This is a genomic window from Marinitoga okinawensis (assembly GCF_055387075.1).
This window is the reverse complement of record NZ_AP042422.1, coordinates 1108276-1127709: the sequence shown is the minus strand read 5'-3', so window position 1 is coordinate 1127709 and position 19434 is coordinate 1108276. Positions and strand designations below refer to the sequence as shown.

Here is a 19434-nt window from a genome sequence, read left to right as displayed (position 1 = left end):
AATACATAATTTTGAATAATAAATTGATTTTCATTTAACATTTTAATGCTATCATAAATATACCCCTATCCTCCTTAAAATATATTAAGGAATTTACGGAGCTTTATGCTCCGTTTTTTTATTTTAAAAAAAGCCCCAATGGGGCTTTCTTTAAAATATTTTTCCTTTATATAATGGAAATTTTTGGCATAGTTCTTTAACTTTAGATTTTATTTTTTCCTTAAATGCGTCATCTAAAGTTCCATCTTCATCTTTTATATTCGTAATAACTTCATTAATTAACTCAGCAATAATTTTCATCTCTTTCTCTTTCATTCCTCTTGTCGTTACCGCAGGGGTTCCTATTCTTATACCGCTAGTAACGAATGGTGATCTTGTTTCTTTAGGAATAGTATTTTTATTTACTGTAATACTTGCAGCCTCTAAAGCTTTTTCTGCTGCTTTGCCAGTAACACCTTTGTCATTTAAATCTACGAGAAATAAATGTGAATCTGTTCCACCAGAAACTATTCTAAAACCTAATTTTTCCATTTCTTCCGCTAATTTCTTTGCATTTTTTATTACTTGTGCTTGATAATCTTTAAATTTAGGAGATAAAGCTTCTTTAAAAGCAACAGCTTTTGCAGCAATAACATGCATTAATGGACCCCCTTGAATTCCAGGGAATATACTTTTATTTATTAATTTGTATAATTCTTTATCATTAGTTAGAATCATTCCGCCTCTGGGTCCTCTTAAAGTTTTATGTGTTGTAGTAGTAACCACATGAGCGTATTCTAAAGGATTAGGATATAATCCCGCAGCAACCAATCCAGCAAAATGTGACATATCAACTACCAAATAAGCTCCTACTTTATCAGCAATCTCTCTAAATCTTTTAAAATCTATTATTCTAGCATAAGCACTTCCACCAGCTACAATAATTTTTGGCTTATGTTCTAAAGCCAATTTTTCTACTTCATCATAATCTATTATCTCTGTATCTTCATTTACTCCATATTGAACAACATTGAATATCTTCCCAGAAAAGTTTACTGAAGCTCCATGAGTTAAATGTCCACCATGACTTAGCGACATACCCATTAACTTATCTCCAGCTTCCATCAATGCTAAATATACTCCCATATTAGCTTGAGAACCAGAATGTGGCTGTACATTAGCATATTTTGCACTGAATAATACCTTTGCTCTATTTCTAGCTAAAGTTTCAGCTTCATCTACAAATTCACATCCACCATAATATCTTTTTTTAGGGTAGCCTTCAGCATATTTATTTGTTAAAACACTTCCCATTGCTTCCATCACCGCTGGTGAAGCAAAGTTTTCAGAAGCAATTAATTCCAAACCATATTCTTGTCTGTTTAATTCTTTCATCACTATTTCGTAGATTTCAGGATCAGCAATTTTCAAATTTTTCCACATTTTCTGTTCCTCCTTTTAATGAAAGTTCGTTTTTATTATACACTATAGAAAAAAAAAATGCTAATATTAACATTGAAAAAATTTTCGTGAAATTTTTTTCACACAGCATATAATCACTTATAATTGTATATAACCAGATATATGGCTCCATAATCAACTTTGTAAAAATAAAATTAAAAGTGTAAAATAACATCGAATAGAAAATTATATAAGGGGTGATACTATGAGATTTGAGAAAAAATATTCATCTACGGTAAATAGAATCAAATCCAACATCATAAGAGAATTGTTAAAAACAGCTACAGAAGAAGGGATTATTTCATTTGGTGGGGGAATACCTGATCCGGAAACTTTCCCGATAAAAAAATTATCTGAAATTTCTAATGATGTGATAATGAATGAATACAAAACAGCTTTACAATATGGTGCTACAGAAGGAGATCCAGAATTAATAAAGCAATATATAAGACTTTTGGAAAAATATGAGGGTATTGAAGGATTAACAGAAGAAAATCTTATGATAACGACTGGATCTCAACAAGCATTATTTATTATTGGAACTGTATTTTTAGATGAAGATAGTTATTGTGCTGTTAGTAAACCAATTTATTTAGGTGCTGGTAGTGCGTTTAACCAAAGGAATCCTAATTACATCAGTATTCCTTTAGAAAAAGATGGGATGAACTTGGATATATTAGAAAAGGAATTGAAAAAACTTGACAGTGAAGGAAAAATTGATAAATTTAAATTTGTGTATACTGTAAGCAATTTTCATAATCCAGCAGGAACTTCTTTATCCTTAGAGAAAAGAAAAAGATTGATAGAATTAGCAGAAAAATATGATTTCATAATTATTGAAGATGATCCATATGGTGCATTGCGTTTTGAAGGAGAAAAATTACCAAGTATATTTAAATTAAGCAAAGGTGAAAGAGTAATTTTATTAAATACATTTAGTAAAGTATTATCCCCTGGATTAAGAATTGGTGTAATTATCGGAAATAATGAATTAATTAGAAAGATGGTTTTAGCTAAACAAGGAATGGACTTATGTTCTTCAACATTAACCCAAAGAATAGCAGCAAGATTTATGGAAAAGTATGATTTATTTGAAGAAATACAACCTACTATTGAAATATATAAAGAAAAGAAAGATAAATTTATGGAAGCTTTAGATAAATATTTAGGAGATATAGAAGGAATAGATTGGATTAGACCACAAGGTGGGTTATTCTCATGGATAATATTACCCGAAGGTTTTGATACTATGGAAATGTTTGAAATTGCAAAAAGAAAAAAGGTAATTTATATTCCTGGAGAAACTTTTTATGTAGATGAACCAGAAAGAAATACACTGAGAGTATCTTTCTGTCTTCCATCATTTGAAGAATTAGAGGAAGGATCAAAAAGATTAAGAGAAACAATTGAGGAATATGCAAATAAAAAGGGTATAGATTTAAAAATAAAAAAATAATCTCTTGTGAGGTGAAAATATGAATCGCATTTTAGTGATTAACCCGGGGTCAACTTCTACAAAAATTGCTGTTTTTGAGGATGAAAAATTGGTAGTAACAGAAGAAGTATCACATTCAACAGAAGAATTGGACAAATATGAAAGATTAATGGATCAAATAGATTTGAGAAGAAACGAAATAAAAGAGTTTATTGCAAAATATGGTTATAAGATGAGTGATTTCAATGCTATTGCAGCAAGAGGTGGAGTATTACCACCTTTAGAAAGTGGTACTTATAGAGTAACAGAAGAAATGGTAGATTTTTTAAGGAATAAAACAAAAATTGAGCATGCTTCGAATTTAGCTGCAGTTATTGGTTGGGAATTGGCAGAAAATAAAATCCCAGTATTTATAACAGATCCTGTATCTGTTGATGAATTTATTCCAGAATCAAGAATTTCTGGTATTCCTGAAATAGAAAGAAAAAGTTTATTACATGCATTGAATATGAAAAGTGTAGCAAGAAAAGCTGCTAAGGAATTAAAAAAAGAATATGAAGAATGTAATTTTATCATTGTACATTTGGGTGGTGGAATATCCATAGGAGCACAAAGAAAAGGAAAAATGATAGATGTTAATAATGCTAATGATGAAGGTCCTTTTAGCCCCGAAAGAACTGGGGAATTACCAGTAGGTGATTTATCTAAAATAGCATTTTCAGGGAAATATGAAAAAAGAGAATTGAAAAAAAGATATGTGGGAAAAGGTGGTTTGGTTGCATATCTTGGCACAAATGATTTAAGAGTTGCTATGAAAAAAGCAGAAAATGATGAATATGCTAAAAAAGTTGTTGAAGCTATGGCTTATCAAATTTCAAAAGAAATTGGTGGGATGGCAGCAGTTTTAAAAGGAGAAGTTGATGCAATTGTTATTACTGGTGGAATGGCTCGAAATGAAGATTTTATTGAAATGATTAAGCAAAGAATTTCTAAAATAGCTTTAATTATGTTATACCCAGGCTCATTTGAGATGGAAGCTTTAGCAGAAGGAGCTTTGAGAGTATTAAATAATGAAGAAAAAGCTAAAGATTGGAAAATGTGAGGTGAAAATATGAGAATTAATAAAATAATAGAATTAGCTAAAAATATAGAGATAAAAAAAACTATAGGAGTTGCTGCTGCTGAAGATGAAGTGGTATTGAAGGCTGTTTCTAAAGCTGTTGAAGAAGGAATATGTAATGCATTTTTATATGGAAACGAGAATAAAATAAAGGAAATTGCTAAAGAAAATGATATAGATATTTCAACAATGAAAATTATTCATTGTAATTCAAATAAAGAAGCTGTAATAAAGACCATAGAAGATGTATCTAAAGGAAAGACAGATTTACCAATGAAAGGACATATAACTACAGGTGAATTGCTATCTGTTTATTTGAAAGAAGAATATGGTCTTAGAACTAAGGGAACAATAAATTTAGTAAGTGTATTTGATATAGAAAAATATCATAAATTATTGATTGTAACTGATGCAGGAATGGTGATTGCTCCAACATTAGAGCAAAAAGTAGATTCAATAAATAATGCGGTTAAAGTTGCTAATGTTTTAGGAGTTGAAAATCCAAAAGTTGCTATTGTAGGTGCTTTGGAAAAAGTGAATCCGAAAATGCCAGCTACAATAGATGCAGCCATAATAACTCAAATGAACAGAAGAGGGCAGATAAAAGGTTGCTTAGTTGACGGACCATTTGCTATGGATAATGCTATTTCAAAAGAAGCCGCAAAACATAAAGGCATTACAAGTGAAGTTGCAGGTGATGCTGACATAGTTATTATGCCAGATATCGAAGCAGGTAATATTTTCTATAAATCTATGGTATTTTTATCTGGTGCTGGCGTCGCAAGCACTATTCTTGGTGGAAAGAAACCTGTTGTTTTAACATCAAGAGCAGATTCTGATGATGCAAAAATGTTATCTATTGCATTATCTGTACTCTTGGCTTAGGAGGTAATATTATGTATAAAATTTTAGTTATAAATCCAGGTTCAACATCGACTAAATTAGCTATATATGAAGACGAAAAACTATTATCTAAAGATACAGTCAGACATTCATCAGAAGAATTAAAGCCATTTAAACATATAGCAGAGCAATATGAGTTTAGAAAAGAAGTAATTAAAAAATTTTTGGAAAAGGCTGGACATCATTTATCTACATTTTCTGCTATTATTGGAAGAGGTGGGTTGTTAAGACCTATACCAGGTGGTGTATATGAAATCAATGAATTAATGAAAGAAGAACTTAGAGAAGGAAAATACGGAGAACATGCTTCTAATTTAGGAGCTTTAATAGCTCATGAATTAGCCTCTGATTATGGAATTCCTTCATATATTGCAGATCCTGTTGTAGTTGATGAAATGATAGATATAGCAAGATTTTCTGGACATCCCGATTTTGAAAGAAAATCTATATTTCATGCATTAAATCAAAAAGCTGTTGCAAGATTAGTTGCTGAAAAAATGAAAAAAGAATATGAAAACATAAATTTAATCGTTGTACATATGGGTGGTGGGATATCCATAGGAGCCCATAGAAAAGGGAAAGTTATTGATGTAAATAACGCTTTAGATGGCGACGGTCCTTTTACCCCCGAAAGGTCTGGAACATTACCAATGACGCAAGTTATTGATTTAGCTTATTCAGGGAAAATGACTTTAGATGAAATGAAAAAAAGAATTAAAGGAAACGGTGGTTTAGTTGCTTATCTTAATACGAATGATGCTTTAGAAGTTCAAAAAAGAGTTGAAGATGGAGAGGAATACGCCACATTGATATATAAAGCAATGGCTTTACAAATTTCTAAATGGATTGGTAAAATGGCAGCTACTTTAAATTTTGAAGTTGATGGAATTGTATTAACAGGTGGATTAGCATACGATAAAGATTTTATGGTTAAATGGTTAACTGAACATACGGAATTTATTGCACCAATTTATGTCGTGCCTGGTGGCGATGAAGAAAAAGCTTTAGCAGAAGCTGCTTTAAGAGTATTAAAGGGTGAAGAAAAAACTAAGAAATACCCACCTATGGAGGTAAATAATGCTTAATACTGATTATAAATGTCATGTAATTATTGGAATGTTCGGTTCCGGAAAAACTGAAATCGCTTTAAATTCCGCAATATATTTAAAAGAAAGATATGAAAAAGTGGCAATTGCAGATATTGATGTAATTAGTCCTTATTTTAGGACAAGAGATGAAATTGATATTTTAGAAAAAATGGGGATAAAAGTTGTAACTCCTCCAAGGCAATTTATACATGCTGACCTACCGATAATTCCTCCTGCAGTTAGTGGATATATAGTTAATCCTGAATATCAAACTATTATAGATGCCGGAGGAAATGAAGATGGTTCAACAGTTGTGGGATCATTAAAAAACTTTTTGGATCAAACAAAAACAGCTACTTATTTTGTTGTTAATACAAAAAGACCTTTTATGAATACAGTTGAAGATATTGAATATTATATTGAACGATTAAGTGCAAAATCTAGGAGGAAAGTAAATTTTCTAATATCTAACTCTAATTTACAAGATGAAACGACAGAAGAAATTATTTTAAATGGAGAAAAAATATTAAAAAAAGTTTCGGAAAAATTAGGAATTCCTATTGCTTTTACTGTTGTTCCTGAATTTTTAAAGAATATAGAAACAGAATATCCAAAATTCATATTAAAAAGATTTTTAGATAAAGTATATCAATTATAGAAGGAGGGATACGATGGAATACAAAAACAAGGTTGAAATTGATCAAGAAAGATGTAAAGGATGTGGTCTTTGTATAGATGCATGTCCAACAGGAACATTAGGATTTTCTGAAGGATTTAATGCAAAAGGTTATCACCCTGCTGCAGTTTTAAATCCTGAAAAATGTATTGGTTGTGGTTTCTGTTATCAAATGTGTCCCGATGTATGTATAACAGTATCAACATTAGAAAAGGCAAAAGCTTAAGGAGGGATATTAATGGCTGAAAAAGTTATGGTAAAAGGTACTGAAGCAATTGGTGAAGCTGCCATAAGAGCTGGATGTAGATTATATTTTGGTTATCCTATTACACCACAAAGTGAATTAACAGAATATATGTCAAGAAGAATGCCACAAGTTGATGGCGTATTTTTACAAGCAGAAAGTGAAGTTGCTGCTGTAAATATGTTATATGGTGCAGCATCAACTGGACATAGAGTTATGACTTCAACATCTTCTCCAGGATTTAGTTTAATGCAGGAAGGTGTTTCATATATTGCAGGCGCAGAATTACCTGTAGTATTTGTTAATGTTGTTAGAGGAGGTCCAGGTTTAGGAGATATTCAACCTGCTCAAAGTGATTACTTTCAAGCAACAAAAGGTGGAGGACATGGCGATTATAAATTAGTTGTTTATGGACCTGAATCATTACAAGAAGCTGTTGAATTGACGGCAAAGGCTTTTGATATAGCGGATAAGTATAGAAACCCTGCTTTAATACTTGCAGATGGTATGTTAGGTCAAATGATGGAACCTGTTGAATTTCCTGAATTCAGAGATTTAAGTACCTTACCTGATCATAGTTCATGGGCTATGCAAGGAGCAAAAGGTAGAGAACCTCATAAAATAACTTCATTTGATATAAACGAATATGTATTAGAACAAATGAATTTGAGATATCAAGAAAAATATAAGAAAATAATTGAAAATGAACAAATGTGGGAAGAATATAAAACAGAAGATGCTGATATAATCATAGTAGCTTATGGTACTATGGGAAGAATTGCGAAAACTATAGTAAATATGGCAAGAGAAAAAGGAGTAAAAGCTGGATTATTTAGACCAATAACATTATGGCCATATCCATATGATGCATTGGCAAAATTGGCTGATCAAGCAAAATTATTCTTTACAGTAGAAATGAGTATGGGTCAAATGGTAGAAGATGTTAAATTAGCTGTAAATGGCAAAAAACCAGTAGAATTTTATGGAAGAACTGGTGGAGTTGTACCTACACCAAATGAAGTATTAACAAAATTAATGGAATTGATATAAGAAAGGAGGAAAATTATGTCTTATAAAATAAAATTCAAAGGTCCTGAAGCATTGAGCGGAAAAGAGTTTACATATTGTCCAGGTTGTCATCATGGAATTGTTCATAGACTTGTTGCAGAAGTAATAGATGAATTAGGAATCAGAGAGAAAACTTTAATGGTTGCTCCAGTAGGTTGTTCTGTTTTTGCATATGAATTTTTTGATGTAGATGGTACTGTTGCTCCACACGGAAGGGCTCCAGCAGTAGCTACAGGAATGAAGAGAGCAATGCCAGAAAACGTAGTTTTCACATATCAAGGTGATGGAGATTTAGCAGCTATAGGAACTGCTGAGATTATTCATGCAGCAAATAGAGGAGAAAAAATTACAACAATTTTCATTAATAATGCGATATATGGTATGACTGGAGGACAAATGGCTCCAACTACATTATTAGGAATGAAAACAACAACCTCTCCATATGGAAGAAAAGCTGATAATGAAGGTTATCCTATTCACATGGCCGAGTTATTATCTAACTTACCAGGTGTAGCATACTTAGCAAGAACAAAAGTTAACAAACCACAAGATGTATTAAAAACAAAAAAAATGATAAAAAAAGCATTCTTAGCTCAAATTGAAGGTAAAGGTTTTGGTATGGTTGAAGTATTATCAACATGTCCTACAAACTGGGGTCTTCCACCAGTTGAAGCAAATAGATGGTTAGAAGAAAATATGGTTCCAGAATATCCATTGGGTGTTTATGTTGATAAGGTGGGTGATGAAAAATGAAACATCATGCATTTATAGCTGCTGGTTTTGGTGGTCAAGGCGTAATGTTATTTGGAAAAATCTTATCATTAGCTGCAATGTATGAAAATTTATATACAACATGGTTACCATCATATGGTCCTGAAATGCGTGGAGGTACAGCAAATTGTACTGTAGTTCTTTCTGAAGAATATATAGCTTCACCTGTTGTAGATCAACCAACAGAAGTTATTGCATTCAATATCCCATCAATGTATAAATTTGAAAAATTATTACCAGAAAACGGAATATTATTGTTAAATTCTTCTGTTATAGATAGAGATCCTGAAAGAAAAGATATTCAAGTATATAAAATTCCTGCAAATGAGATTGCAGATGAATTAGGAAATGTGAAAGTTCAAAATATGGTAATGTTAGGAGCATATTTAAAAGCAACTAATGCTGTATCTTTTGATTCAGTAAAGAAAGCCTTAGAAAAATCATTAAAAGGTAAAAAAGCAGCATTGTTGGATATAAATTTAAAAGCTATTGAAGCAGGAATGAATGCATTAGTTAAATAGTTTCATTATTAAATAAATAATCCAGCGATATTTATCGCTGGATTATTTTAAATTAAGCATTATTTATTTTTTCGTGTGCGTTTTTGAGTTCTTCATATACTATTTGTTTAGCATCATCAAACAATTTTAAAATCAATTCGTATTTTAAATCACAGAACACAATATTTCCTTCCTTCACCTTGCTTACAACACCAGCATTTTCTAATATTTTCAAGTGTTGTGAAACACTTGATTGAGATATAGAAAATTTTTCAGCAATTTCAGCAATATTACATTTTCCATTTTTTAAAATTTTTAGAATTCTCAAACGAGTTGGATGAGACAGCGCTTTGAATATTTCTGCAATTAATTCACATTCATCCATTGTTTTAGCTCCTCTTAATTTTTCTAATATTAATACACTTATAGTATAATCTAATTTATTTAAATTATAATATGAATAAATTTAATTTTCTATTAATTTTCGAGCTTCGATTATACCATGAGCTGTAGCATGTACTATACTTCTTGTTTGTCCAGAACAGTCCCCTATAAATTTAAGATTTTCAAACAGATCGTTATCTAGTTTTTTTCCATAAAACTTAACTTCTACTCCATATAATAAATTTTCCTCATCTGCAATTCCAGGAATAATATTATTTAAATTATCTATAAATTCTATCAATGAAATAGATGTTTTGCTTGGAAAAACTAAATTTAAATCACCTAAAACATATTCTTCAGAACTTAATGTTGGAAATACTTTCCACAACTTTTTGGTTCTTTTTCCTTTCTTAAAATCTCCATATGTCTGAAGTATAACTTTATTCCCACCAGCTAAGATATTGGATAATTTTGCAATGTATGAGCCATATCCATTAGGATCATTAAATGGTTTTGTAAATGAATGTGTTACTAAAATTGCAAAATTAGTATTTGTAGATTTTTGGTCATGAATAGCATGACCATTTACAGTAATAAAATCTGAATATTTTTCTGTAACAACATATCCTGATGGGTTGTTACAGAATGTTCTTACTAATTGACCATTTGAAGACTTGAATTTTACTTTGAATTCATATAATGCTTCATTTAATTCTTTAACGACAATATCAGGTAATTCGAATCTAACTCCCAAATCAACTTTAGTATTGGATAATATAATATCGGGATATTTTTTTGTTAAGGTATCTATTAATTTAAAACCACTTCTTCCTACTGCAATATACACCTTGTTAAATTCTTCTTTTCTTTCATTTCTTGTTTCTCTGTCTATATATTCAACAATTACTTTTTCATTAATTTCTATATCCTTAACCAATGAATTAAATTTAAAATTAACCCCTTTTCTAACAAATTCTTCATGTGCATTCTTTAAAAATATTTTTAGTTTATCCGTTCCTATATGGAAAAATTCTGATTCTACCAATTTAAATCCATCAACAAAAAATTTTTTTTGTAATTCTTCAAGATTTTCTCTTGTGCCTATCTCAGGCTCTGTTTCTGATAATTCTGAATAATAATCCACAATTTCTTTTTGTAGTTGTTTATCAAATAGTATTTCTTCTAAATCACCACCCATTTCAGAAGATACGAATAGCTTCCCGTCAGCTCTTATACCACTAATTGAAGAGGAAAAAATATCTTTATTCATTTCATAGACAGTTACTTCATGTTTTGAAGTATCAATTTCTTTTAAAAAACCAACTGCAGCAGCGCCAAATCCTATGATAGCAATTTTCATAAACTCCAACTCCTTTCAAAAAAATAAAAAAACTGAAACCCGTAGGTTTCAGTTTAGTATTATCTTTTTATAGTATAGTAACATCTTTTTGGAGACTCAATTTTCTCCTCTTTCTTTAATTTTTTTATAGCCTTATCTACTTCTTTTTTATCAATCCCGGCTTTTTCCGCAATTTCTCCAGCTTTTAAAGGTTCTTTAGATTCAGATAAAACTTTAACAACTAATTCAATTGAGTCCATTTTATCCCCTCCTCCACAAATTTTATTATATTATATTTTTTATATTTTGTCAAATTTTAATTCATCTCTTTTTGAAGATTCATAACCATCTTTGGACCTATTTTTCGAGGTGTAAACCTAATTGAGAATGCCAATAATTTATTTCTAAAGCCTGGAATAATAACTTGTTTTTTATTCATTAAACCATTATACGCAATTTCCGCTACTTTTTGTGGATGCATTGGTTTTAAAGCATGGAATAATTTTGATTTTTCCATATTCGCTCTTTTTACAAAACCTGTCGATGTTGCACCTGGGCATAATGCACTAATTGAAATATTTCTATCTTTTAATTCTTCATTTAATGCTTCACTAAAACTTAGCACATATGCTTTTGAGGCATAATAATTAGCCATCAATGGTCCTGGTTGAAATGCTGCAGTCGAAGCGACATTTAATATTTTTCCCTCATTATATTTAATCATATCATCTAAAAATAGTTTTGTTAAATGAACTAATGTAACAACATTTAATTGAATCATATTTAATTCTTTTTCTATATCTAAATCATAAAACTTTCCGAAAGTAGCATATCCAGCATTATTTACTAAAATATTTATAAATATATTTTTTTGCTTAATTTCATTGTATACTTCTTTTGGGGAATTTGGATTTGATAAATCCCTACTTATTATTTTAACTTTTATATTATATTTACTTTCTAAATCTTTTTTTATTTCTTTCAATTTATCAAAACTTCTAGCAACTAAAACTAAATTATTATTATTTTTTGCAAATATTTTTGCTAATTCTAATCCTATTCCACCAGATGCTCCAGTTATTAATGTATATTTTTCCATATAGTCCTCCTATTTCAATAAAAATCCAATTTTATATACGTTATTTAATTTTCCCAATCCATGTGGAGATAACTCTGTTATTTCGTATGTTAAATCTTTACCAGCTTCATGTTTCCCTTTATGTTCTCCATTTTTCCATGCCTTAGAATGAGACATATCATATATTATTCCATTTACAGCAACATATGCTTTGTTTCCATTTTTTCCATTATACATAGCTAATTCTTTTTCATTTAAAACTAAATATCCTATTTTAAAAACATTATCTAATTTATTTAACCCGTGTGGAGATAATTCTGTTATTTCATATGTTAAATCCATTCCTGCATTATGTCTCCCTTTATGTTCTCCATTTTTCCATAATTTAGAATGAGACATATCATATATTATTCCATTTACAGCAACATATGCTTTATTTCCGTCTTTACCATTAAATTTTTTTAAATCATTCAAATCCAGAATCAAAACACCTATTGGATAAACATTATCTAATTTTTTCAAACCATGTGGTGACAACTTAGTTATTTCATATGTTAAATCCTTCCCCGCACTATGTCTCCCTTTATGTTCTCCATTTTTCCATAATTTGGAATGTGACATGTCATATACAATACCATTTACTGCTACATATGACTTTTTTCCATTTTTCCCATTAAACTCTTTTAAATCATCTAAAGTAAAACCTAAAATTCCAACAATATCAAATTTCTCTAATTTCCCAATCCCATGAGGAGATAATTCTTTTATTTCATATGTTAAATCTATTCCTGCATTGTGTTTTCCTTTATGTTCCCCGTTTTTCCATAATTTAGAGTATGTGAGATCATAAACTAAGCCATTTATACCCACCCATGCATCTGAACCATCTTTACCATTATTTTTTACTAATTCACTATATGGAACTATTTTATATTTTGTTCCAAAATCCTCAAATTTCACATCTAAAATATTTACATATTCACCAAATACAATCAACCCTAAAATAAATACACTAATCAATAAAAATACTTTTTTCATATATATACTCCTTTCAAATTATAACAACCATGGGTTAATTAAATGAATTAATAATAAGACAATTAATATAAAACCTAAATATCTATGCCATTTAACCCATATCTTTTTAAATACCTGCACTTTCCCCAACCAATACATTAAAAACATTAAAATTATTCCTAACCACAATATCACACCAGTATGTAAATATAAATTTCCATTTAATGCTAAATAACCGTGAATAATACCTGTTATAATTAGTAATATTCCAGATAATTTATGATATCTTTTTAAGATATTCAATATTACAACAAAATATTTTGCAACTTTTGATTTTTTGTCTTTAATAATATACTTATAAATTCTTCTTGATATAAATAACGAAAAATTAAACACCAATAAAAATACGTTTATCCAACCTAATAATTCAATTATTTCCTGCACTTCAATTCCTCCATTATCATTTAATTAATCCTAACCCCTTTAAATAATTTTTCGCAACAATTTCAGGCTCTATACATTTTACATCAACTAAATAATCTATATTTTCACCTACATTTACTATATAATAAATTATAACATAAAATTATAATAAATACAAATTTATACTAAAAATTTTTTTTAAATAGAAAAATCATAATTATGTGTTATTTCATAAATATAATTTTGATCATATTCAAAATTTTTGATTTTTGCAGGTGCTCCTGCTACCAGGCAATTAGAAGGAATATTTTTTAAAACTACTGAATTAGCAGCTATTACTGAATTATCTCCTATTATTATATCCCCCAAAACTTTGGAGCCTGCTCCAATAATTACATTTTCACCAATATCTGGATGTCTTTTTCCTTTTTTAATATGTTTTGCACCCAACGTTACTTGATGATAAATCAAAGTACCTTTTTTTACAGTGGCAGTTGAACCAATTACTATGCCAATTCCATGATCAATTACAATACCGGCATCGAGTTTTGCAGCTGGATGAATATCCATTGAATATAATATTTTACTAATCATATATAAGGTATATGATATTGGGTATATCTTATATTTGTGAAAAAAATGATATATTCTATAAAATACCAAACCATGAAATGCGGTATTAAAAAAAATTATCCCAAATTTTCTATTAGAAGCTGGATCCTTTTTTAAATATTCATTTAAATCTCTATTAAGGTCAAAAAATATTGAAAAAAAATCTTTGAAGAATTTTATTATCATATTCATATATTCACCCCATTTATGATAAATATTGTCATATTTATTATAACATAAATTGGATAAAAAATATCTTATTTAAATTAAATTTATGTAAAAAAAGCGCAGTAAAAATTAACTGCGCTTTGATTTCTATTTTTATTTTAAAATTCCTTTTATAATTAATTCTGTAGCTTCATCTTCATCTAATCCTTTTGCCATTAAGGTTTCTAATTGTTGTGGATTTACTCTTCCTACTGATGCTTCATGAGTTAATTCCGCAAGATCATTTTTTACTCTTAATATAGGTATGGTACTAATATTTACGTTTGATCCTTTACTAATTTCCGTACATTCAATATGACCTTTTGAATATGGTGCATTTCCATATGCTTCATTTATTACCTCAGCATTTGTTGAATCTTGAGCAAAAATATAACTTTTTGCAATACCCGAGGAATATTCCCCATTAAGATTAACTATTTCCCTTATTTCTAATTCGTCATCTTTTTTCCCCCATACCTTTGATTCTAATAATGCTTTAGAACTTTTTTCTAAATCAACAATCATATTTATTTTTAATTTTCCTGCTCTTGATTTGGTCAATTTAAATCTGCTATCAAAAACAGAATTTTCTCCAACTTTAGTGTAATAATTTGTTTCTAAAAAAATTCCATCTTTTTCATTATGAAAATGTTCATCTTCCATAAATACAACAGAATTTTTTCCGATTATCATCTCAGAATCCATTTTATGATGTATTTTTCCAAAAGGGAAAGAGCAATGCGATAAAAATTTAATATCACAATTATTGCCTATCTTATATTTTACATTAATATATTGTTCACCTTGATTTCTTAAAAAACCCACACATAAATGTATTGGTTTATCCAATTTAATATTATCCTGAATAATCATTTCATAATCAACAATGCCTTCTTCAGCTTTATTTATATTTATATCAATACCATCAACAGTATTTTTTCCAAGAATTTTATCTCCACTTATTATTATAGAGACTATATCTTTACTTAATAAATTACTTACATCACCACCTGCTTGTTCATAAGCTTTTTCTATCATTTCAAATTCTTTAGCATAATTTTTTTCTATATTCATAATTTCACCTCATTTTCAAAAAAATCGATTGGAACATTAATATGGGCACAATTATCACAAGTGGTTTTATACACTTCTGAAACCTTTTTCGGATCGCCTTCGGCTTTAATTTTCCCAGAGCATATTAAAAACGCTTCATCAGCAATTTCTGCAATTTCTTCTCTATGAGTAATGCTTAAAACAGAGCCACCATTAGCAGTTATTATTTTAAATATTCTTTCTATCATAATATTTGACATCATATCTATTCCAGAATCTGGTTCATCAAAAATTGCAAATTTAGGTTTTAATATAATTAAAGAAGCTAATTCTATTCTTTTTCTTTCGCCACCTGAAAGCGTTTTATCAACCTTTCTATGTAAATAAAATGGATTTAATCCAACTAAATTTAATATTTCCATCAATTCATTTTCGCTTAATTTTATTCTTTTTCCGAGAGTTAAGTATTCTTTTACACCTAATCCCTCAAATCTTGCTGGTTCCTGCCATGCCATAGTTATACCTAATTTTGCTCTTTCAGTTATGTTAGTATCGGTTATATCATGTCCTTCAAAAAATATTTTACCACCGTGGCTTCCTTTATATCCATCTAATCCCATTATTATTCTTGCTAATGTGGATTTTCCAACACCATTGTTGCCTAAAACAGCATAAATTTTTCCTTTTTTAAAAGTATATGTTATATCTTCTAATATTTTTCTTGGACCAACTGAATAATTTATATTTTTTAATTCTAACATTTCTTTTCCTCCTTGATTTTATTCTAATTTTATTTTATCAAATAAATGTAAAAATTATTCCTACAAAAATTCTCTAATATAAGATTTTGTAAAAAAAAGGTTAATATGCTATAATTTTGTATCAGAATAATATTGCTTTTAATGTATTAAGATTAAATCTAGAGGTGTAATATGAATATAATAAAAACAGAATATTTCGATATAAAATATTCTATTATAAAATCAAAAAGAAAAAGTTTATCTATAATTATTGAAAACAATGGCGATGTGATAGTAAGAGCACCTAATTTTTTATCAGATTATGAAATAAAAAAATTTGTATTTGAAAAAAGTGATTGGATTATTTCTAAATTAATGAATATAAAAATTATAGAAGATAAAAAATATGTAGATGGCGAAAATTTCTTATATTTAGGAAAAAATTATAAACTTATTACTATTGAAGGAAATTATGGAGTAGATATTCAGGATGATTTTTTATATATTTCTTTAAAAAAAGATTTTTTTGACAATATTTCATTGAAAAAAGAAATGATTTTAAAGTGGTATAAAAATGAGGCAAAAAAGATTATTAATGAACGTTTAGAATATTATTCTAAAATAATGAAACTAAAGTATGGCAAGGTATATATTAGAGATCAAAAAACACGTTGGGGAAGTTGTTCAGGAAAAAATAATCTCAGTTTTAATTTTAGAATAATAATGGCGCCAATGAGAAAATTAGATTATATAATAGTTCATGAATTAGCTCATATAGTATATAAACATCATCAAAAAAGTTTTTGGAATTATGTAGCAAAATATTGTGATGATTATTTAGAATCAAGAAAATGGTTTAGAGAAAATGGTTATAAATTAACGCTTTAGGAGGGATAATATGATAAATATCATAGAAGTAAAAAAAGAAAAAAAAAATATTTATGCTATTGCAAAAGATTCCCCATTTTATCCGGATGGAAAAGGCGGTCAATTAGGAGATAGAGGGAAAATTGGAGATGCTAATGTTTTATTTGTGGAAAGTAAAAACGATAACTACTATCATTTAATAGATAAAGAAATAGAACCTGGTGAATATGAATATGAAATAGATTTAAATAGAAGAAAAGATATTGCCCAACAACACACTGCTCAGCACATTATATCTGCGGTTTTTGAACAAATTGCTGATATGGATACATTAGGTTTTAGAGTAGGGGAAGAATATACAACTATCGATTTAAATTATAAATCCGAAAAATATGCTGAAAAAGCTGAAAGAATTTCAAATGAAATAATTCAAAAGTGTATAGAAGTAGAAGAAATTTTCACGACAGTAGATAAAATACATGAATATAATTTAAGAAAGCCTTTAAGCAATAAAGTAAAAGGAACTGTAAGATTAATAAAAATTGGTGATTTTGATATTAATCCTTGTGGTGGATTCCATGTAAAAAATACTGGAGAAATAGGATTAATAAAAATAATTGATAGAGAAAAAATCAAAGGGAGTTTAATAAGATATTATTTTGTTGCTGGAAATAGAGCTTTAAAAGATTATAGTGAAAGAATAAAAATAACAAAAACTATTTCTAATTTAATGACTTCAAAAATAAAAGATACACCGGAAAGAGTAGAAGAAACTATAAATAAAATGAAAGAATATAAATCAAAATATGAAAAATTAAATGAAAAATATGCGGAATTAATAGCTAGAGATATTATAAGTAATACGGAAATTGTTAATGGAATCAAATTTATATATTTAGATTCAAACGAAGATTTTGTTTCTTATTTACCAAAATTTTTACCTATGGAAGAAGCAATATATATAGTAAAAAAAGAAAATAGATATGAAATTTCTTCAAAGAAAGTAAATTGCAAAGAATTAATCAATAATATTAAAAAAGATTTTCCGGAGATTAAGGGAGGTGGTGGAGAAAATAGAGGTAGTATAATAGGAAATATTTCTATTGAAGAGATTAAAAAATATTTATAGATATATTAAAAAAGCCAGAATTACTCTGGCTTTCTTTATTTATCGACACTTTTTTTAACCAAATACCATAGGTATAAATCTAATTTTCCTATAGGTTCATTGAAATGATTTTCCAATGCATTTTTTAATCTCTTCTCATAATCTAAATATCTATTTTTTGTCCATCCTTTCGGGATAGATTTAATCAATTCGTTTGTCAGCATTAATCTCATAATGTGTTTATCAAGTATAGCCACTTCACCATATCCAACATTTCTCAAAAAATGACTAGCTTCTTTCCAACCTATTCCTTTAATGTTTTTTACTAAAAATTCTCTAATTTGATAATATGGTAAAACAAAAAGATGACGTATTGTTCCTATAATCCATCTATTAGAAACAATGTATTGAGCTCTAGCTTTAGGAAATCTATGGCCTACTTTTCTTAATGAATATTCCAACTCATCAATATTTAATTTTACAAAGCCTTCTACGCCTATTTCTTGTTGTGCCTTTATCCCACCTTTTGCGCTCCAATTAGCCGTTAAAACACAAAAGCATAACTCAGAAAAAAGTTCATACTCATTTCCATTTTTTCCTAATTCAACAAATTCTTGCCACCTTTTTTCAATTAACGGTTTTGCTTCAAAATAAATACTTTCAATATCTTTAATTAATTTCATATTTTCACCTCATCTCCATAAAGATACAATCCAAACTAACAGTGGTGAAACAATTAAAGCAGGTAAAAAATTTCCTACTTTTGTATCTTTTATATCTAATATCTTTAATCCTATTCCCAATACCATTATACCACCAACTGCAACTAAATCATTTAAATACATTTTATCAGTTAAAAAAGATAGTTGTGAAGCCAATAAAACTATACTTCCTTGAACAATAAGGACAGACCCTGCAGAAATCATTACACCCAATCCATATATAGACGCTAAAACAGTAGAAGATATCCCATCTAATAGTGATTTTGTATATATAAGTGTTCCATCATTTGTTAATCCTGCATTTATTGAACCTACAATAGTCAAAGGCCCTACTAAAAAAAGGATAGATGACATTACAAAACCCGTAGAAAAATCTCCTTCTTGCATCGTATCTCCAAGTTTTTTCAAAAATCCTTCTATATTAAGTAATTCTCCTATTAATCCACCTAAGGCCATTGAGCCTAATACTATTAAAAAATTATTAGCTGACATAGTCATATTAATTCCTATACCTAATGTAGTTAAACCAACTGCATAGAATAATATAATTTTTAATCTTTCTGGTATTCCTTTTTTAGCTAATAATCCTAATAAACTTCCAATTATTACGGCAAGAGCATTTACAATAGTAGGTACCAT

23 protein-coding genes are annotated in these 19434 nt (G+C 28.7%); 11 read left to right on the top strand and 12 right to left on the bottom strand.

Annotated features, from left to right (window positions below):
* Window positions 1-150 precede the first annotated feature (150 nt).
* Window positions 151-1422, bottom strand: a complete 1272-nt coding sequence (gene glyA, locus ACZ5CK_RS05595; RefSeq protein ID WP_464582922.1) for a serine hydroxymethyltransferase — start codon at window positions 1420-1422, stop codon at window positions 151-153.
* A gap of 223 nt (window positions 1423-1645) precedes the next feature.
* On the opposite strand from glyA, the gene ACZ5CK_RS05590 reads away from it, so the two are divergent.
* The 9 genes from ACZ5CK_RS05590 to ACZ5CK_RS05550 are packed head-to-tail and all read left to right on the top strand — an operon-like array spanning window position 1646 to window position 9266.
* Window positions 1646-2896, top strand: a complete 1251-nt coding sequence (locus ACZ5CK_RS05590) for an aminotransferase-like domain-containing protein (protein WP_464582921.1) — start codon at window positions 1646-1648, stop codon at window positions 2894-2896.
* Between the two features lie 19 nt (window positions 2897-2915).
* A complete protein-coding gene (gene buk, locus ACZ5CK_RS05585) occupies window positions 2916-3977 on the top strand; it encodes a butyrate kinase (protein WP_464582920.1) in 1062 nt (353 codons plus the stop codon).
* A 9-nt stretch (window positions 3978-3986) separates the two neighbouring features.
* Window positions 3987-4880, top strand: a complete 894-nt coding sequence (locus tag ACZ5CK_RS05580; protein ID WP_464582919.1) for a bifunctional enoyl-CoA hydratase/phosphate acetyltransferase — start codon at window positions 3987-3989, stop codon at window positions 4878-4880.
* Window positions 4881-4891: 11 nt separating this feature from the next.
* Entirely contained in the window at window positions 4892-5983 is a 1092-nt protein-coding gene (gene buk, locus ACZ5CK_RS05575; protein WP_464582918.1) for a butyrate kinase, read from the top strand.
* Window positions 5976-6644, top strand: coding sequence for a cobalamin biosynthesis protein CobQ (locus ACZ5CK_RS05570; RefSeq protein ID WP_464582917.1), 669 nt, complete (start codon window positions 5976-5978; stop codon window positions 6642-6644). Before buk (ACZ5CK_RS05575) ends, ACZ5CK_RS05570 begins: the two co-directional genes overlap by 8 nt.
* Window positions 6645-6657: 13 nt before the next feature.
* On the top strand, window positions 6658-6888 hold the full coding sequence (locus ACZ5CK_RS05565) for a 4Fe-4S dicluster domain-containing protein (protein WP_047264906.1): 231 nt from the start codon (window positions 6658-6660) through the stop codon (window positions 6886-6888).
* A gap of 12 nt (window positions 6889-6900) precedes the next feature.
* A complete protein-coding gene (locus ACZ5CK_RS05560) occupies window positions 6901-7956 on the top strand; it encodes a 3-methyl-2-oxobutanoate dehydrogenase subunit VorB (RefSeq protein ID WP_464582916.1) in 1056 nt (351 codons plus the stop codon).
* A gap of 15 nt (window positions 7957-7971) precedes the next feature.
* Window positions 7972-8727: a thiamine pyrophosphate-dependent enzyme gene (locus ACZ5CK_RS05555; protein WP_464582915.1), complete on the top strand. Its 756-nt coding sequence runs from the start codon at window positions 7972-7974 to the stop codon at window positions 8725-8727.
* Entirely contained in the window at window positions 8724-9266 is a 543-nt protein-coding gene (locus tag ACZ5CK_RS05550; RefSeq protein ID WP_464582914.1) for a 2-oxoacid:acceptor oxidoreductase family protein, read from the top strand. The genes ACZ5CK_RS05555 and ACZ5CK_RS05550 overlap by 4 nt, the downstream gene beginning before the upstream one ends.
* Window positions 9267-9318: 52 nt before the next feature.
* Here ACZ5CK_RS05550 and ACZ5CK_RS05545 read toward each other — a convergent pair whose 3' ends face one another.
* The 9 genes from ACZ5CK_RS05545 to ACZ5CK_RS05505 form a co-directional block, all read right to left on the bottom strand.
* Window positions 9319-9630: an ArsR/SmtB family transcription factor gene (locus ACZ5CK_RS05545; protein ID WP_464582913.1), complete on the bottom strand. Its 312-nt coding sequence runs from the start codon at window positions 9628-9630 to the stop codon at window positions 9319-9321.
* Between the two features lie 81 nt (window positions 9631-9711).
* A complete protein-coding gene (locus ACZ5CK_RS05540; RefSeq protein ID WP_464582912.1) occupies window positions 9712-10989 on the bottom strand; it encodes an NAD(P)/FAD-dependent oxidoreductase in 1278 nt (425 codons plus the stop codon).
* A gap of 59 nt (window positions 10990-11048) precedes the next feature.
* On the bottom strand, window positions 11049-11228 hold the full coding sequence (locus ACZ5CK_RS05535; protein WP_280998596.1) for an HTH domain-containing protein: 180 nt from the start codon (window positions 11226-11228) through the stop codon (window positions 11049-11051).
* 56 nt (window positions 11229-11284) lie between these two features.
* A complete protein-coding gene (locus ACZ5CK_RS05530; protein ID WP_464582911.1) occupies window positions 11285-12067 on the bottom strand; it encodes an SDR family NAD(P)-dependent oxidoreductase in 783 nt (260 codons plus the stop codon).
* 9 nt (window positions 12068-12076) lie between these two features.
* Window positions 12077-13084 (bottom strand): cytochrome b5 domain-containing protein, encoded by a 1008-nt coding sequence (locus tag ACZ5CK_RS05525; RefSeq protein ID WP_464582910.1) that lies wholly within the window; start codon window positions 13082-13084, stop codon window positions 12077-12079.
* Between the two features lie 18 nt (window positions 13085-13102).
* The gene (locus ACZ5CK_RS05520) at window positions 13103-13507 is read right to left on the bottom strand and encodes a hypothetical protein (RefSeq protein WP_464582909.1); all 405 of its coding nucleotides are present in this window, start codon (window positions 13505-13507) and stop codon (window positions 13103-13105) included.
* A 177-nt stretch (window positions 13508-13684) separates the two neighbouring features.
* Complete coding sequence (gene epsC, locus ACZ5CK_RS05515; protein ID WP_464582908.1) at window positions 13685-14290, bottom strand: serine O-acetyltransferase EpsC; 606 nt, start codon at window positions 14288-14290, stop codon at window positions 13685-13687.
* A gap of 129 nt (window positions 14291-14419) precedes the next feature.
* The gene (locus ACZ5CK_RS05510) at window positions 14420-15379 is read right to left on the bottom strand and encodes a SufB/SufD family protein (RefSeq protein WP_464582907.1); all 960 of its coding nucleotides are present in this window, start codon (window positions 15377-15379) and stop codon (window positions 14420-14422) included.
* The gene (locus ACZ5CK_RS05505) at window positions 15376-16119 is read right to left on the bottom strand and encodes an ATP-binding cassette domain-containing protein (RefSeq protein ID WP_464582906.1); all 744 of its coding nucleotides are present in this window, start codon (window positions 16117-16119) and stop codon (window positions 15376-15378) included. Before ACZ5CK_RS05505 ends, ACZ5CK_RS05510 begins: the two co-directional genes overlap by 4 nt.
* A gap of 171 nt (window positions 16120-16290) precedes the next feature.
* Here ACZ5CK_RS05505 and ACZ5CK_RS05500 point away from each other — a divergent pair, with 171 nt between their 5' ends.
* Together ACZ5CK_RS05500 and ACZ5CK_RS05495 are read left to right on the top strand one after the other, a co-directional pair.
* Window positions 16291-16986 carry a M48 family metallopeptidase gene (locus ACZ5CK_RS05500; protein WP_464582905.1) on the top strand — a complete coding sequence of 232 codons (696 nt, stop codon included), beginning with the start codon at window positions 16291-16293 and terminating at the stop codon, window positions 16984-16986.
* 10 nt (window positions 16987-16996) lie between these two features.
* On the top strand, window positions 16997-18094 hold the full coding sequence (locus tag ACZ5CK_RS05495) for an alanyl-tRNA editing protein (protein WP_464582904.1): 1098 nt from the start codon (window positions 16997-16999) through the stop codon (window positions 18092-18094).
* Window positions 18095-18129: 35 nt separating this feature from the next.
* Here ACZ5CK_RS05495 and ACZ5CK_RS05490 read toward each other — a convergent pair whose 3' ends face one another.
* Complete coding sequence (locus ACZ5CK_RS05490) at window positions 18130-18756, bottom strand: N-glycosylase/DNA lyase (RefSeq protein WP_464582903.1); 627 nt, start codon at window positions 18754-18756, stop codon at window positions 18130-18132.
* 9 nt (window positions 18757-18765) lie between these two features.
* Window positions 18766-19434: a DUF554 domain-containing protein gene (locus tag ACZ5CK_RS05485; protein ID WP_464582902.1), complete on the bottom strand. Its 669-nt coding sequence runs from the start codon at window positions 19432-19434 to the stop codon at window positions 18766-18768.